The organism is Streptomyces radiopugnans, assembly GCF_900110735.1.
GTDB classification, from domain to species: Bacteria; Actinomycetota; Actinomycetes; order Streptomycetales; family Streptomycetaceae; genus Streptomyces; species Streptomyces radiopugnans.
Window position 1 is genome coordinate 108,338 of sequence record NZ_FOET01000017.1, and the last position, 18,393, is coordinate 126,730.

The window sequence follows — 18,393 nt, forward strand, 5'->3', positions numbered from 1 at the left end:
CTCGCACTGGTGGCAGGACGACCGAAGTCGTCCGTCCTGCCGACCGTTGGCACCCTGACCGGACACCCAGATCGGCCTGGCCCGAAGAAACAGAGGACAGATGTCTGACTCGTCAGCCACGGTTCTGCCACTGACCGCCGGCCAGGCCGGAATCTGGTACGCGCAGAGCCTGAGCGGCCCGAACGCGACATTCCACGCGGCCCTGTGCCTGGAAATAGCGGGAGCCGTCGACCCGCAGCTGTTCGTGTCCGCCATGCGCCGGGTCGTCACCGAGGCCGAGGCGCTGCGCGCCCGGTTCGCCGACGACGGGACCGGCCCGGTGCAGGTGGTCGAGCCGGTCGCCGACTGGTCGGCACAGCCGTTGCACGTCCTGGACTTCAGCGCCGAGGACCGGCCGGAACAGGAGGCCGAGGCGTGGATGTGGTCGGACGCGAACACCCCGGTGGACGTGTTCGAGGGCCCGCTGTACCGGTTCGCGCTCATCAAGGTCGCCGCCGACCGCTTCTTCTTCTACCACCGTTACCACCACCTGGTGATGGACGGCTTCGGCGCGAACCTCGTCGCGGCCCGCCTCGCCGAGGTCTACACGCGGCTCGTCGCCGGTGAGGACCCCACCGCCGGCGCGTTCCCGCCGCTGCGCGAGCTGATCGACGACGAGTCGGCCTACCGGCGGTCCGCCGGCTTCGAGACCGACCGGGACTTCTGGACCGAGCGGTTCGCCGACAAGCCGACCGCCGCCAGCCTCGGCGATCGCCCGACCGGACTGCCGACCAGCCTGGTGCGGGGAACCCGGCACGTCACGCCCGGCACGGGCGCCCGGATCCGCGACGCGGCCCGTGCCGTCCGCGTCGGCTGGCCGGCCGCCGTGCTGGCCGCCGTCGGCGCGTACACCGGCCGGATCACCGGCAGCAGCGACGTGGTGATCGCGCTGTCGGTCGCCGCCCGCTCGACGACCGTGGCGCGCACCGTGCCCGGCATGGTCTCCAACGTGGTCGGTGTGCGGCTGACGGTGCGTCCGGACATGACGGCGAACGAGCTCGTCCGGCACGCGCACCAGCGCATGCGCGAGGCGTCCCGGCACAAGCGCTACCGCTACGAGGACCTGCGGCGCGACCTCAAACTCCTGGGCTCGGACGGCCGGTTGATCGGGCCTCGGGTCAACCTGAGCGTCGTCGCGCCGAACCTGTGCTTCGCGGAGCTGCCGGCGACCGTGCGGCCGATGATCGCCGGGCACGACGACGACTTCTCCCTGATCGTGTACGCCCAGCAGGACGGCGGCTTCCAGCTCGACGTGTCGGCGAACCCGGACGTGTACGCCCCCGACGCGGTCGAGCGGCACCACCGCCTGATCACCCGGCTGCTCGGCGAGCTCGCCGAGCACCCCGACCGCCCGATCGGCAGCCTGGACATCGTCGAGCCCGAGATGCTGACGCGCCTGATCGACGTGTGGGGCGGCGCGGCGTCCACGTTCGAACCGGTCGGGAAGGCGACCCTGCCCGAGCGGTTCGCCGCGGCGGTCGCCTCGCATCCGGACAACACGGCGGTGGTGTGCCCCGACGATGCCGGCACCCGGTCGCTGACCTACCGGGAACTGGACGTGCGGTCCAACCGGCTGGCCCGGCTGCTGATCGACCGCGGCGTGCGGCGCGGACAGCTCGTCGCGCTGGCGGTGCCGCGCTCGACGGACACGATCGTGTCGCTGCTGGCGACGCTGAAGGCGGGCGCCGCCTACCTGCCGATCGATCCGGAGTACCCCGCGGACCGGGTGTCCTACATGCTCGGCGATGCCAAGCCCGCCGCGGTGATCACCGCCCAGCGCGACGCCTTCGCCCAACTGGCCGTGGACGTGCCGGAGATCGGGCTGGACGACCCGGAGACCGAGGCCGAACTCGCCGCACTGCCGGCCGCCCCGGTCGAGGACGACGAACGCGGCGGTCCGATCCTGCCCGATCAGGTCGCCTACGTCATCTACACCTCCGGCTCCACCGGCCGGCCCAAGGGCGTCATGGTCGCCCACCAGAACGTGATCCGGCTGTTCGGTTCGACCGACCGGTGGACCGGCTTCGGACCGGACGACGTGTGGGCGCTGTTCCACTCCTACGCCTTCGACTTCTCGGTGTGGGAGATCTGGGGTCCGCTGCTGTACGGCGGCACGCTCGTGGTGGTGCCGTTCGCGGTGAGCCGTTCGCCCGAGGACCTCCTGCGGCTGCTGGTCCGGGAGCGGGTCACCGTGCTCAACCAGACGCCGTCGGCCTTCTACCAGCTGATCCAGGCCGACCGGGACCACCCGGAGGTCGGCGGCGAGCTCGCCCTGCGGTTCGTGATCTTCGGTGGTGAGGCGCTGGAGATCGGCCGACTGGCCGACTGGTACGAGCGGCACGCCGAGGACAGTCCGCGGCTGGTCAACATGTACGGCATCACCGAGACCACGGTGCACACCACCGAGCTGGCGCTCACGGCGGCCGACGCGACGGCCGGCACCGGCAGCATGATCGGCCTGGGCATCGACGACCTGCGTGTCTACGTCCTCGACACCGCGCTGCGCCCGTCCCCGCCCGGGGTGCTCGGTGAGCTGTACGTCAGCGGGCCCGCCGTCGCAGACGGCTACCTGGGGCGCCCGGACCTGACCTCCACCCGGTTCGTCGCCGACCCCTTCGGGCCGCCGGGACAGCGCATGTACCGGTCCGGTGACATGGTCCGCTGGGCCCCGGACGGCAGCCCGAACCTGGAGTACCTGGGGCGGGCCGACCACCAGGTCAAGATCCGCGGCTTCCGCATCGAGCTGGGCGAGATCGAGTCCGCCGTGCTGCGCCATCCCGACGTCCGGCAGGCGGCGGTCACCGTCCGCGAGGACGCCTCCGGTGACAAGCGGCTGGTGGCCTACGTCGTCGGCGGCCCCGACGGCCACGGCGGCCGGGTCGCACTGGAGACGGCGGAGCTGCGCAAGCACGCCGCCGCCGCGCTGCCCGACCACATGGTCCCGTCGTGGTTCGTCCAGTTGGACGCGCTGCCCCTGACCACGAACGGGAAGCTCGACACCAGGGCCCTGCCCGCTCCGGACCTCGCCGCCGCCGGCGGCCGGGCGCCCCGCACTCCGGAGGAGGAGATCTTCTGCGGTCTCTTCGCGGAGATCCTGGGCGTCCCGTCGGTCTCCATGGACGACAACTTCTTCGATCTGGGCGGTCACTCGCTGCTGGCGACCCGGCTGGTGAGCCGGATCCGCGCGGCGTTCGGCGTCGAACTCGCCATCCGCACCGTCTTCGAGGCGCCGACACCGGCCGCGCTGATCGCCTGGCTGGCCGGCAACGGCAACGTCCCCAGGGCCCGGCGCCCGCTGACCGTGATGGACAGGCCGGAGGAGATCCCCCTGTCCTTCGCCCAGCTGCGGCTGTGGTTCGTCGACAAGATCGACGGCGGCGCCGGCACCTACAACATCCCGCTCGTGGTGCGGCTCAACGGCTCCCTGGACCGCGAGGCGCTGCAGGCCGCGATCGGCGACGTGGTCGCCCGGCACGAGAGCCTGCGCACCGTCTTCCCCGACACCGGCGGCACGCCGCGCCAGCACATCCTGTCCGCCGAGGAGGCGACACCGGTCATGAGCGTGACCGACATCGCCGCCGACCGGCTGGCCGACGCCATGGCCGAACGCGCCGGCATCGGGTTCGACCTGGCCGCCGAGGCACCCATCCGCGCACACCTGTTCGCCGTGTCCGAGGAAGAGCACGCGTTGCTCATGCCGGTGCACCACATCGCCGGCGACGGCTGGTCCCTGGTGCCGCTCACCCGCGACCTCCAGACCGCCTACACCGCCCGCTGCCGGGGGAAGGCCCCCGACTGGGCGCCGCTGCCGGTGCAGTACGCGGACTACACGCTGTGGCAGCGCGAGATCCTGGGCGACGAGGACGACCCGGACTCGGCCATCTCCGGCCAGCTCGCGTACTGGAAGCGGTACCTGGCCGGGCTGCCGGAGGAGGTCACCCTGCCCACCGACCGGCCCCGGCCGGCCGTCGCCTCCTACCGCGGCGAGACGCTGCGCTTCGAACTCTCCAACCGGCAGTACCAGCAGTTGACGCGGTGCTCGCGCGAGTACGACGTGAGCCCGTTCATGGTGGTGCAGACCGCGTTGGCGGCGCTGCTGAGCAAGCTCGGCGCCGGGGAGGACATCCCGCTGGGCATCTCGATCGCGGGACGCACCGACGAGGCGCTGGACGACCTGGTCGGCTTCCTGGTCAACACCCTGGTGCTGCGCACCGACCTCACCGGCGACCCGCTCTTCGCCGACCTGCTGGGCAGGGCCCGCACGGACGGCCTGGCCGCCTTCGCCAACCAGGACCTGCCCTTCGAACGACTGGTGGAGGCCCTCAACCCGGAGCGCTCGGCCGGCCGGCACCCGGTGATCCAGATCGGGCTCGGTTTCCAGAACAACGAGACCCCGGTGCTGGACCTGCCCGGCCTCGACGCGTGGATCGAACCCGCGATCACCCACACCGCCAAGCTGGACCTGCTCTTCGACTTCCGCGAGGTGCGGGGCGAGGACGAGAACGGCGGCCACATGGCGTGCGCCGTCGAGTACGCGACCGACCTGTACGACCGGTCGACCGTCGAGCTGCTCATCAGCCGCCTGGTCCGGCTGCTGGACCAGGCGACCGGACGGCCGGACAGCAGGCTGAGCGAACTGGACGTGCTCGACGCCGACGAACGGCGGCGCATCCTCGTCGACTGGAACGACACCGGCCGCGCCGTGCGCGTCGACACGCTGCCCGCGCTCTTCACCGCGCAGGCCGAGCGCACCCCCGACGCCGTCGCGGTGGTCGCGGGCGACGACGAACTGCGGTACACCGAGCTGAGCGAGCGGGTCAACCGGCTGGCCAGGCACCTGGTCGGCCGAGGGGTCGGCGCGGAGGACCGCGTCCTGCTGGTCATGCCGAAGTCGGTGGACCTCGTCGTGGCGCAGCTCGCCGTGGTCACCGCGGGTGCGGCGTTCGTGCCGGTCGACCCCGGCTATCCGCGCGAGCGGGTCGTCTTCATGGCCGGTGACTGCGCGCCCGCCCTGCTGCTGACCACCGCCGCGGTGGCGGGGATGGCCGAGGATGTGCTGCCCGGCGTGGCCCGGGTCGTGGTCGACGACGCCGCGACCGCGGCGGAGATCGCGCGGCGGCCGGCCGCTCCGCTGTCCGACGCGGAGCGGCGGGATGCCGTCTCGGTCGACCACCCCGCCTACGTCATCTACACCTCCGGCTCCACCGGCCGGCCCAAGGGCGTCGTCGTGACCCACCGGGGCATCGGCAACCTCGCCGCCGCGCAGGTCGAGCGGTTCGCGGTCCGGCCGGACAGCCGGATCGTCCAGTACGCGGCGCCGAGCTTCGACGCCGCGGTGTCGGAGACCTGCATCGCCCTGCTCAGCGGCGCCACGCTGGTGCTCCCGATCGGCGGCGGCCTGCTGCTCGGCGACGAACTGGCCCGTTTCCTGACCGAGCACCGCATCAGCCACGCGACGATCCCGCCGGTGGCCCTGACCGGTCTGGACCCGGCCGCGGTGCCGGCCGGCATGACGCTGACGGTCGCCGGTGAGGCGTGCTCGGCGGAGCTGGCCGGGACGTGGTCCCGCGGCCGCCGCATGATCAACGCCTACGGGCCGACCGAGACCACCGTGTGCGCCACGATGAGCGAACCGCTGTCGGGCGCGCTCTCCCCTCCGATCGGCACGCCGATCGCCAACGCGCGGGCGTATGTGCTGGACCCCAGGCTCAGTCCGGTCCCGGCCGGCGTCGTCGGCGAGCTGTACGTGTCCGGGATCAACCTGGCCCGCGGCTACCTGGGCCGGCCGGGGCTGACCGCCGAGCGGTTCGTCGCCGACCCGTTCGGCGCGCCGGGGGAACGGATGTACCGCACCGGTGATGTGGTGCGCCGGCGCTCCGACGGACAGCTGGAGTTCGTCGGCCGGGCCGACGACCAGGTGAAGCTGCGCGGCTTCCGGGTGGAGCTGGACGAGATCTCCAGCGCGCTGACCGAACAGCCGCAGGTGGCCTCGGCGGCCGTCGTGATCCGCGAGGACCGGCCCGGCGAGCGCAAGCTGGTCGGCTACGTGGTGCCCGCCGAACAGGGCGACGGCCCCCGCGACATCGGCCTGGAGACCGACCAGGTCGGCAAGTGGCAGGTCGTCAACGAAGAGGTGTACGGCGCGGCGGCCCAGGACGGCCCGCCGCTCGGCGAGAACTTCAGCGGCTGGCACAGCAGCTACGACGGTTCGGTCCTGCCCGAGGAGGACATGCGCGCCTGGCGGGCGGCGACCGTCGAGAGGATCCTGGAACTGAAGCCGCGCCGGGTGCTGGAGATCGGCGTCGGCGCCGGGCTCATCATGGCGCCGGTCGCGCCGCACGTGGAGCTCTACTGGGGCACCGACCTGTCCAACACGGTGATCGAGACACTGCGGCGCCAGACCGCGGCGGACCCGGTGCTGGCGGAGCGGACCCGGTTCACCGCCTGCCCGGCGCACGTGCTGGACGACCTGCCGGCCGGGACGTTCGACACGGTCGTGATCAACTCGGTGGCGCAGTACTTCCCGAGCGTGGACTACCTGGTCGACGTGATCGGCAAGGCGTTCTCCCTGCTCGGCGACACCGGTGCCGTCTTCCTCGGCGACATCCGCGATCTGCGGCTGCTGCGCTGCATGCGGGCGGCCGTCCACCGCGCCTCCAGCCCCGGCGACAGCGCCGCCGCCGCGCGGTACGCGGTGGACCGGGCCGTCGAGCGCGAGACCGAACTGCTGGTCGACCCCGCCCTGTTCGACTCCCTCGCCGATGTCCTGGACGGTTTCGGCGGCGCCGACGTCCGGATCAAGCGCGGGGAGTACGACAACGAGCTCAGCCGCTACCGCTACGACGTGGTGCTGCACAAGCGGCCGGCCGCGCCGGTCTCGCTGGCGGCCGCGCCGGCCGTCGCCTGGGAGGACGTCGGCGGCCTGGCCGGGCTGGCCGCGCGGCTGCGCGACGAGCGCCCGGCGGCGCTGCGGGTCACCGGCATCCCCAACGGCAGGCTCACCACCGACCTGGCGGCGGTCGCCGGGATCGACGGCATCGAGGCGCCCGGCGGGGTCGACGTGACCGCCCTGCACGAGGTGGGCTCCCCGGTCGGCTACCGGGCGCTGGTCACCTGGACGGCCGGGGCGGTCGACGGCCGGCTGGACGCGGTGCTGGTACCGGCCGCCCACGCGGACGGCACGGTGCCCGCCTACCGGGACCTGTACCTGCCGGACGCGGTCCCCGAGCGGTACGCCAACGACCCGCTCGCCGGGCGCCGGGGCGGCGTGCTGGTCACCGAGTTGCGGGAGGCACTGGCCAAGAGGCTGCCCGACTACATGGTGCCCGCCGCGCTGGTGCTGCTGGACGCGCTGCCGGTCACCCCGAACGGGAAGCTCGACCACAAGGCGCTGCCCGCGCCCGACGTGGCGGCGCCCGCCTCGGAACTGCAGCCCGCCACGCCGCAGGAGGCGATCGTCGCCCGGCTCTTCGCCGAAGTGCTCGGGCTCGCCCGGGTCGGGGCGGACGACGACTTCTTCCGACAGGGCGGCGACAGCATCGTCTCCATCCAACTGGTCAGCCGGGCGCGGGCGGAGGGCCTGCGGTTCACCGCGCAGGACGTGTTCGCGCACCGCACCGTGCGGGCCATCGCCGCGGCGGCCACGCGGGTGCCCGACGACACGGACCGGGCGGACCGGGCGGCCGACGGCGAGTGGGACATCCCCCTGGTCTCGCAGGACGAGCTCGACCAGTTCCAGTCGAATTGGAGCGTTTCGGAATGAGCACGAAGCACAACTCGTCGCTGGAAGCCGTACTGCCGCTCACCCCGCTGCAGGAGGGCCTGCTCTTCCACGCGCAGTACGACGGCCAGGCCGGCCCGGACGTCTACGTCATGCAGCTCGGCATGGACATCGACGGACCGCTGGACGTGCCGGCCCTGCACGCCGCCGCGCGCGCCCTGCTGGAGCGGCACGGCAACCTGCGCGCGGGCTTCCGGCACGAGGGGGCGCGCCCCCTGCAGTTCATTCCGAAGTCGGTCGAGCTGCCCTGGCGGGAGGTGGACCTGGCCGACCTGCCCGAGGAGGAGCGGGATGCCGCGCTCCGCGAGGTCACCGAGCGGGACCGGGCCGCCCGCTTCGACCTGCGCCGGCCGCCGCTGCTGCGGTTCACCGTCGTGCGCACGGCGCAGGACAGGCACCGGCTGCTGGTCACCAACCACCACATCCTGCTGGACGGCTGGTCGGCGCCGATCCTGGTGCGCGAGCTGTTCGAGCTGTACGCGACGGGCGGCGACGCCGCGGCGCTGCCTGCGGTGACGCCCTACCGCTACCACCTGGCGTGGCTGGCGAAGCAGGACCGCGCCGCCGCCGCCGAGGCCTGGCGGGGTGCGCTCGACGGGCTCGACGGGCCCACCATGCTGGCCGCGATGCCCGACGACCGGTCCACCTCGGTGCTGCCCAGCAAGGTCAGCGGCCGGCTGTCGCCGGAGACGACCGCCCGGCTGACGCAGCGCGTCCGCGAGCTGGGCCTGACCCTCAACACCGTGGTGCAGGCCGCGTGGGGCCTGCTGCTGGGCCGGCTGACCGACCGCACCGACGTCACCTTCGGCATGACCCTCGCCGGCCGGCCGCCGGAGATCCCCGGTGTGCACACCATGGTCGGGCTGTTCCTCAACACCGTGCCGGTGCGGGTCCGCGTCCGGCCGGACGAGTCGCTGAGCGCGCTGTGCCGGCGGATCCAGGACGAGCAGCAGAGGCTGATGGCCCACCAGCACCTCGGCCTGGCCGAGATCCAGCAGGCGGCCGGCCACGGCGACCTGTTCGACACCCTGACCGTGCTGGAGAACTTCCCGGTCGACCCGGCGGCGCTCGAGCTGCCCGGCGGGCTGTCGGTCGACGGCGTGTTCTCCACCGACGGCGCGCACTACCCGCTCGCCCTGATGGTCATGCCCGGCCCCTCGCTCGAACTGCGCTTCACCTACCGCTGCGACGCCTTCGACGCGGCCGAGGTCGAGACGTTCAGCAACCGGCTGGTGGCGGTACTGGAGTCCTTCGTCAGCGCCCCGGAGACTCCGGCGGGCGGGGTCGAGGTGCTGGACGCCGCCGAGCGGTCCCGGTTGCTCGGCGAGTGGAACCCGGCTCCCCCGCCGGCTGCGGCGCGTACCCTGCCGGAGCTGCTGGCGCTGCGCACCGCCGAGGCGCCGCAGCGGCAGGCGCTGGTGTGCGGGGACCAGTCGCTGACCTATGCGGAGCTGAGCGAACGGGTGGAGCAGATCGCCGCCTGGCTGCGCGACCGCGGCGTGCGCCCCGAGCAGCCGGTCGGCATCGCCATGGGCCGCTCCGTGGAGTACGTGCTCGCCGTCCTCGGGGTGGTCCGGGCGGGCGCGGTGTACGCGCCGATCGACCACCGCTGGCCGCGGGCGCGGCGCGAGGACATCCTCGCCAGCAGCGGGATCGAGTTCGTTCTGGAGCCGGGGGATCTGCCCGCCCGCCACCCGGTGCCCGAGGGCGGCGTGCCGATGCCGCCGGGTCCGGAGCGGATCGCCTGCCTCATGCACACCTCCGGCTCGACCGGCCGGCCCAAGGGCGTCGCGGTCACCCACCGGGGCATCGGTGATCTGGTCGCCGACAGCCGGTTCGCGGGCGGCGCGCACGAACGGGTGCTGCTGCACTCGGCCCACGCGTTCGACGCCTCGACCTACGAGATGTGGACTCCGCTGCTGAACGGCGGCACCCTGGTGATCGGCCCGCCCGGCGAGCTGGACGTCGCCACCATCGGCCGCACTCTCGCCGAGGGCCGGGTCACCGCCGCGGTGTTCACCACCGGGCTGTTCCGGCTGATCGCGGCCGAGGCGCCGGAGACCTTCCGGCCCCTGCGCGAGGTGTGGGTCGGCGGCGAGGCCGTTCCGGCCGCCTCGGTGCGCCAGGTGCTGAAAGCCTGCCCGGACACCACCGTCGTGGACGTCTACGGGCCGGCCGAGGCCACCGTCATGGCCACCGCCTGCCCCCTGCCGGCCGGCGAGCCCGTACCGGATCCGGTGCCGATCGGCCGTCCGTTCGACGGCAAGCAGGTGTACGTGCTCGACGGCGGCCTGCGGCTGTGCCCGGTCGGTGTCGCGGGTGAGCTGTACGTGGCCGGGGTCGGGCTGGCCCGCGGCTACCTGGGCCGGCCGGACCTGACCGCGCAGCGGTTCGTGGCCAATCCGTTCGGCGCGCCCGGGGAGCGGCTGTACCGCACCGGCGACGTGGTGCGCTGGCGCGCCGACGGACAGCTGGAGTTCGTCGGCCGCCGGGACAACCAGGTGAAGCTGCGCGGCTTCCGGATCGAGCTGGGCGAGATCGAGTCGGTGCTCGCCGACCACGACGCCGTCGGCCAGGTCGCGGTCGTGGTCCGCGAGGACCGGCCCGGGGTTCGGCAGCTGGTCGGCTACGCGGTGCCGGCGGCAGGGGCCCGGCTGGTCACCGAGGAACTGCGGGCGTGGGCGGCCGAGCGGCTGCCGGAGTACATGGTGCCGCGGCCCGTCATCGCGCTGGACGCGCTGCCGCTGACCACTAACGGCAAGCTCGACGTCAGGGCGCTGCCGGCGCCCGAGTACACCGCGGAGGACACCCGGGGGCCGCGCACACCGCACGAGGAGCTGCTGTGCGGGCTGTTCGCCGAGGTGCTCGGGCTGCCCGCGGTGTCCGTGCACGACAACTTCTTCGAGCTGGGCGGGCACTCGCTGCTGGCCACCCGGCTGGTGAGCCGGGTGCGGGCGGTGCTCGGTGTCGAACTGCCCATCCGCAAGGTCTTCGAGGAGCCGACCGTCGCCGCGCTCGCGGCCCGGCTCACCGACTCCCCGGCGGCGGTCCGGACGGCGTTGCGCCCGGCGGACCGGCCCGAGCGGGTGCCGCTGTCGTTCGCGCAGCGCCGGCTGTGGTTCCTCAACCGCATGGAGGGGCCCAGCGCCACCTACAACATCCCATTCGCCGTGCGGCTGACCGGCGCGCTGGACGTGGCGGCGCTGACCGCCGCGTTCAACGACGTGGTCGGCCGGCACGAGGCGCTGCGCACCGTCTTCCCCGACGCCGACGGCGAACCGTGGCAGCAGATCGTCCCGGTCGAAGAGGCCACCGTGGCCATCGAGGTCTCCGACGTCCCCGAGGCGGGGCTGGACGCCGCACTGGACGCCGCGGGCTCCGCCGGCTTCGACCTGGCCACCGACCTGCCGGTGCGCGCCTGGCTGTTCCGCATCACCGACGACGAGCACGTGCTGTGCGTGGTGGTCCACCACATCGCCGGCGACGGCTGGTCCCAGGCCCCCCTCGCCCGCGATCTGGGCGAGGCCTACCGCGCCCGCCTGGCCGGCGCCGCCCCCACCTGGCAGCCCCTGCCCGTGCAGTACGCCGACTACACCCTGTGGCAACAGCAACTGCTGGGCGACGAGCGGGACGAGGACAGCCCGGCCGCGGCCCAGCTGGCGTACTGGAGCGAGCAGCTCGCCGGCTCCCCGCAGGAGATCGAGCTGCCGGCCGACCGTCCGCGCCCGCCGGTGGCCACCCACCGGGGCGGTTCGGTGCCGGTGCGCATCGACGCCGAGCTCCACGAGGACCTGCGGACGCTCGCGGCCAAGACCGACACCACGCCCTTCATGGTCTTCCAGGCCGCCCTGGCCGCGCTGCTGTCCCGCCTGGGCGCCGGGGAGGACATCCCGATCGGCACCCCGGTCGCCGGCCGGACGGACGCCGCGGCCGACGACCTGATCGGCTTCTTCGTCAACACCCTGGTGCTGCGCACCGACGTCTCCGGCGACCCGGGCTTCATCGACCTGCTGCGCCGGGTCCGCGCGACCGCGCTCGGCGCCTACGCCCACCAGGACCTGCCGTTCGAGCGGCTGGTGGACCTCGTCGGCGCCGACCGTTCGCTGTCGCACAACCCGCTGTTCCAGGTGCTGCTCGCCTACCAGAACAACGACATCCGCGACATCGAGCTGCCCGGCCTGCGGGTCACCGCCCAGGAGGTGCTGCTGCCGGTCGCCAAGGTGGACCTCGAACTCAGCCTGGCCGAGGACGCCGGCGCCGGCGGGATCTCCGGCATCCTGAACTACAGCACCGACCTGTTCGACCGGGAGAGCGCGGAGCGCATCGCCGCCCACCTGGTGACGCTGCTGCGGGCCGCCGCGGCCGACCCGACCCGGCCGGTCCGCCGACTGGAGATCCTCTCCCCCGAGCAGCGCGAACAGCTCCTCACCGGCTGGAACGACACCGACCGGCCCGTGTCCGCCGGCACCGTCCCGGCCCTGTTCGCCGAGCGGGCCGCCGCGTTCGCCGACCGGCCCGCGGTCGTCTCCGACCGGGTCACCGTCGACTACGCCACGCTGGCCGACCGGGCCAACCGGCTCGCCAGGCTGCTGATCGAGCGCGGGGTGGGGCCGGAGGACCGGGTCGCCCTGGTGCTGCCGCGGTCGATCGGCCTCACCACCGCCCTGCTCGCGGTGATGACCGCCGGCGCGGCCTACGTACCGGTCGACCCGAACCACCCGGCCGACCGGATCGACTACATGGTCCGCGACAGCGACCCCGCGCTCGTGGTCACCGTCTCCGAGCTGACCGGCCGACTGCCGCGGCAGGTCGCCGATCCGCTGGTCCTGGACAGCCCCGCGCTCGTCGACGCGCTCGCGGGCCTGTCCGGGGCCGAGGTCACCGACGCGGAACGGCGGGTCCCGCTCTCCGCCGACCACCCCGCCTACGTGATCTACACATCCGGGTCCACCGGGCGTCCCAAGGGCGTCGTGGTGCCGCACCGGGGGCTGGGCAGCCTGGCCGCCTGGCAGGCCCGGTGGCTCGGTGTGGGCGCCGGGAGCCGGGTCGGGCAGTTCGCCGCGCCGAGCTTCGACGCGGCCGCCTGGGAGACGGTGATGGCGCTGCTCAACGGCGCCGCGCTGGTACTCACCCCGGCCGACGGCCCGGTGCTCGGCGAGGCGCTCACCGACTTCCTGCGCACCAAGGGGATCACCCACGCCACCCTCACCCCGACGGCGCTGTCCGGCGCCGAGCCGCAGGCCGCGCCGCCCGGCCTGACCCTGGTGACCGCGGGCGAGGCGTGCCCCCGCGACCTCGCGGCCCGGTGGTCGCCGGGCCGCCGGGTGATCAACGCCTACGGGCCGACCGAGACCACCGTGTGCGCCACCGCCAGCGGCCCGGTGGACGGAACGGTCACCCCGCCCATCGGCGGGCCGATCGCCAACACCCGGGTGTACGTCCTGGACGCCGGAATGAACCCGTGCCCGGTCGGCGTGCCCGGCGAGCTGTACGTGGCCGGGGTCGGGCTGGCCCGCGGCTACCTGGGCCGGCCGGGGCTGACCGCCGAGCGGTTCGTCGCCGACCCGTTCGGCGCACCGGGCTCCCGGCTCTACCGCACCGGCGACGTGGTGCGCCGACTCGCCGACGGACAGCTGGAGTTCGTCGGCCGCCGGGACAACCAGGTGAAGCTGCGCGGCTTCCGCATCGAACTCGGCGAGATCGAGTCGGTGCTGTCGGGTTGCGCCGGCGTGGACGGTGCAGCGGTCGTCGTCCGCGAGGACCGGCCCGGAGTGCGGCAGCTGGTGGGTTACCTGGTGCCCGACGGCGAGGCGGGCTGCGAGGTCGGGGCGGTGCGCGCCCGGGCGGCCGAGCGGCTGCCGGAGTACATGGTGCCGCAGGCGTTCGTCGTGGTGGACGCCCTGCCTCTGACGGTGAACGGGAAGCTGGACCACGCGGCACTGCCCGCGCCCGAGCTCACCACCGGCGGCGCCGGCCAGGGGCCGGCGACGGACGCCGAGGAGATCCTCGCCGAGGCGTTCCGCGAGGTCCTCGGGCTGCCCGAGGTGGGCGTCGAGGACAACTTCTTCGAACTCGGCGGCGACAGCATCGTCTCCATCAAGCTGGTCGGCCAGGCGCGCAAGGGCGGACTGGTCATCACCCCCCGGGACGTGTTCGAGCACAAGTCGGTCGCCGCCCTCGCGGCGGTCGCCCGCACCGTCGACGAGCTGCCCCCCGAGGACCCGGACGCCGGCATCGGCGAGGTGCCCCTCACCCCGATGACCCACTGGCTGCGCGAACTCGGCGGCCGTATGGAGCGGTTCCACCAGTCGGTGCTGCTGCGGGTGCCCGCACAGGTCGACGCGGAGTCGCTGACCGCCGCCGTCCGTGCCGTGCTCGACCACCACGACGCGCTGCGGCTGCGGCTGACGGTCACCGGCGGCCAGTGGTCCTACGAGGTCCGGCCGCGCGGCGCGGTGAACGCCGCCGACTGCGTCACACGGGTCGACGTCGCCGGTGCGGACCGCGAGAAGACGCGGGCCGCGATCGCCATGCACGCCGAGCAGGCGGTCTCCCGCCTGTCGCCGACGGACGGCGCGATGCTGCAGGTCGTGTGGTTCGACGCCGGCCCGCAGGAGCCGGGCAGGCTGCTGGTCGCCGGCCACCACCTGGCCGTCGACGGGGTGTCCTGGCGCATCCTCGTGCCCGACCTCGCCGCGGCGTGGCAGGCGGCGGCCGAGTCCCGGAAGGCCGCGCTGCAGCCGGTCGGAACCTCGTGGCGGAGCTGGGCGCAGTGGCTCACCGAACTGGCCGCCCAGCCGGCCCGCGCCGCCCAGGTCGCCTGGTGGGCCGACCAGCTGCGCGACGAGGACGTACCGGTGACCGCGCAGCCGCGCGACCCGGCCGTCGACACCATGGGCACGCAGGACGCGCTCGCCCTGACCCTGACCGAACAGGTCACCGAGCGGCTCCTGACCGCAGTGCCCACCGCGGCGCGCTGCGGCGTCGAGGACGTACTGCTGACGGCGTTCGCCCTCGCGGTCTCCGACTGGCGGCGGCGCAGCGGGCTGGGCGCCGGCACCGCCGTGCTGGTGGACGTCGAGCGCCACGGCAGGCAGATCCCGGAGGGGGTCGACCTCGACATCTCGCGCACCGTCGGCTGGTTCACCAGCCTCGCGCCGGTCCGGCTGGACCTCGGTCCGGTCTCGTGGGGCCGGGTGTTCACCGACTCCGCCGCGCTGCACAAGGCCCTCACCCGGGTCAAGGAGACGCTGCGGGAGATGCCGGACGAGGGCATCGGCTTCGGCCTGCTGCGCCACCTCAACCCGCGCACCCGGGAGGAACTGGCCGGGTTCGACCCGCCCCAGTTCGGTTTCAACTACCTGGGCCGGGCGGCGGTCGCCGGGGACACCGACACCGACGACTGGAGCATGTCGGCGGACGGCGACGTGCTGCGCGAACTCGGCGGCGACCCGGACATGCCGGCATCGCACTCGGTGTCGCTCAACGTCCTCGTCGAGGACACCCCGAACGGCCCGCGGCTGGTCGCCAACTGGACGTGGCCGCGACGCCTGCTGGACCCCGGCGACGTACGCCGGCTGGCCGACGGCTGGTTCCGTGCGCTCACCGCGCTCGCCGAGCACGCGGGTGAGCAGCGGCCCGCCGACCTCACCCCGTCGGACCTGTCACTGATCGACCTCGAACTCGACGACATCGGGGTGCTGGAAGCGGAGTGGAGGAAGACCCAGTGACCAACAAGGAACTCTTCGAGGACATCCTTCCGCTCGCTCCACTGCAGGAGGGGATGCTCTTCCACGCGACCTACGACCAGGACGCGCTGGACGTCTACACCGTGCGGCTGGCCATCGACTTCGAGGGCCCGTTCGACCTGGACGTCTTCCGCGACGCGGTGAGGGCGCTGCTGGTGCGCCGGAGCAACCTGCGGGCCGGCTTCCTGTCGGAGAACCTCAGCAGGCCGGTGCAGGTCGTCCCGCGCGAGTTCGAGACCCCGGTCGTCGTGCACGACCTGTCCGGGCTGGGCGAGGACGAGCGGGCCGCGCGGCTGGCCGAGCTGGTCGCGGCTCAGGAGTCCGTGCGCTTCGACCTCACCAACCCGCCGCTGCTGCGGTTCACGGTGGTGCGCCTGGCCGAGCGCGGCTGGCGGCTGATGTTCGGCTGCCACCACATCCTGTTGGACGGCTGGTCCATGCCGCTGGTCCTCGGCGAGCTGTTCGAGCTGTACCAGCGCGGCGGCGACCCGGCCGGTCTGCCGCCCGCGCCGCCGTTCAAGCTGTACCTGGCGTGGCTGCGCAAGCAGGACAAGCAGGCGGGGCTCGACGCGTGGCGTGCCGCGCTCGACGGCCTCGACGGCGCCACCCTGGTGGCCCCGGAGGCCGGGGACGACGTCGCCGCGCTGCCCGGCCGGGTCACCGCCGACCTGTCCGCGGCGCGGAGCGCGGAGCTGGCCGCGCTCGCCCGCAGGCTCGGCATCACCGTCAACACCATGGTGCAGGTGGCGTGGGGCCTGCTGCTGTCCCGGCTCACCGGCGCCGACGACATCGTGTTCGGCGCGACCGTCTCCGGCCGTCCGCCCGAGATCGAGGGCGTCGAGAACATCGTGGGCCTGTTCGTCAACACCGTGCCGGTGCGCGTCCGGCTCGATGGGCAGGAGTCGCTGCGGGACCTGCTGCTGCGGGTCCAGGACGAGCAGTCGGCCCTGCTGGACCACCACTACATCGGGCTGACCGAGGTCCAGCGCGCTGCCGGGCACGGCCGGCTGTTCGACAGCCTGGTCGCCTTCGAGAGCTACCCGGTGGACGCGGACTCCCTGCAGGGCTCGCTCGGCGACCTCACCGTCACCGGCGTCCGCGGCGCCGACGCCACGCACTACCCGCTGACGCTCATCGTCGTGCCCGGCGAGCGCATGCAGCTGCGGTTGGGGTTCCGGGAGGGCCTGTTCACCCAGGACACCGCCAACGGCCTCCTCGCCGGCCTGGAGCGGCTGCTGGAAGCCGTCGCCGAGGACGGCGCGCGGCCGGTCGCCGAGGTGACGGCGTCGGTGGCGCTGCCGGAGGGATGGACGGTTCCCCGTCCGGCCCCGGAGGCGACCGGTGGGGCGTCGGTGTCCGACCTGACCGCCGTCTCCGGCGGGGGCCGGGCGCCCAGGACGCCGCACGAGGAAGTGCTGTGCGGGCTGTTCGCCGAGGCCCTCGGCGTGCCCTCGGTTTCGATCGACGACAACTTCTTCGATCTGGGCGGGCACTCGCTGCTGGCCACCCGGCTGGTGAGCCGGGTGCGGAGCGTCTTCGAGATCGAACTGCCGGTGCGCGCCCTGTTCGATGCGCAGACGGTGGCGGCGCTGGCCGAGCGGGTGGTGGACTCGGCCACCGGCGGACGACCCCCGGTACGCCCGGCCGAACGCCCCGAACGGATCCCGCTGTCCTTCGCCCAACGCCGACTGTGGTTCCTCAACCGCATGGAAGGCCCCAGCGGCACCTACAACATCCCACTGGCCGTCCGCCTGACCGGAACACTGGACACCACCGCACTGGGCGCGGCCCTGCAGGACGTGATCGGCCGCCACGAATCACTGCGCACCGTCTTCCCCGACACCGACGGCGAACCGTGGCAGCAGATCGTCCCCGCCCAGGACGCGACCCTGCCCCTGGACCTGACCGAGGTGAACGCCGAGGACCTGCCGGCCGCGCTGGCCCAGGCCGCCTCCACCGGCTTCGACCTCGCCACCGACCTACCGGTGCGCGCCTGGCTGTTCCGCCTCACCGACACCGAACACGTACTGTGCCTGGTGGTCCACCACATCGCCGGCGACGGCTGGTCCCAGGCCCCCCTCGCCCGCGACCTCGGCCAGGCCTACCGCGCCCGCCTGACCGGCACCGCCCCCACCTGGCAGCCACTGCCCGCACAGTACGCCGACTACGCCCTGTGGCAGCACGACACCCTCGGCGACGAGAACGACCCCGACTCCCCCATCGCCGCCCAACTCGCCTACTGGCGCCAGGCCCTGGACGGCCTGCCCGACGAACTCAACCTCCCGGTGGACCGAGCCCGCCCGGCCGTCTCCAGCTACCGCGGCGGCCTGGTCACCACCGAACTCGGCGCCCGACTCCACCGCGACCTGACCGGCCTGGCCCGCTCCACCCGCTCCAGCCTGTTCATGGTCCTGCAGGCCGGCGTCGCCGGACTCCTCTCCCGCCTGGGCGCCGGCACCGACATCCCACTGGGAACCGCCATCGCCGGCCGCACCGACACCGCCCTGGACGACCTGGTCGGCTTCTTCGTCAACACCCTGGTGCTGCGCACCGACACCTCCGGCGACCCCGGCCTGCGCGAACTGGTCGAACGCACCCGCACCACCGACCTGGCCGCCTACGCCCACCAGGACCTGCCCTTCGAACAACTCGTCCACGCCCTCCAACCCGCCCGCTCCCTGGCCCGCCACCCGCTGTTCCAGGTCATGATCGTGCTGCAGAACAACACCCAGGCCTCCCTGGACCTGCCCGGCCTGACCGCCCACCCCATCGACGGCGAACTCGGCGCCGCCAAATTCGACCTCGGCTTCAACTTCATCGAACGCA

The 18,393-nt window shown here is 73.6% G+C and carries 2 protein-coding genes and 1 pseudogene; all 3 read left to right on the forward strand.

The features are described 5' to 3' along the window. Positions 1-100 precede the first annotated feature (100 nt). On the forward strand, positions 101-7,801 hold the full coding sequence (locus BMY40_RS23835) for a non-ribosomal peptide synthetase (RefSeq protein WP_093662838.1): 7,701 nt from the start codon (positions 101-103) through the stop codon (positions 7,799-7,801). A 20-nt stretch (positions 7,802-7,821) separates the two neighbouring features. After that, positions 7,822-15,549 (forward strand): annotated as a pseudogene (locus BMY40_RS29000) (amino acid adenylation domain-containing protein); the annotation flags it as partial. Beyond that, the coding region (locus BMY40_RS28135; RefSeq protein WP_245770285.1) for a condensation domain-containing protein at positions 15,546-18,393 on the forward strand (2,848 nt) is incomplete at its 3' end. The pseudogene BMY40_RS29000 and the gene BMY40_RS28135, both read left to right, overlap by 4 nt.

Coding starts and splice junctions, on each gene's coding strand:
- BMY40_RS23835 (WP_093662838.1), top strand. CDS start 101: ATGTCTGACTCGTCAGCCACGGTTCTGCCACTGACCGCCGGCCAGGCC.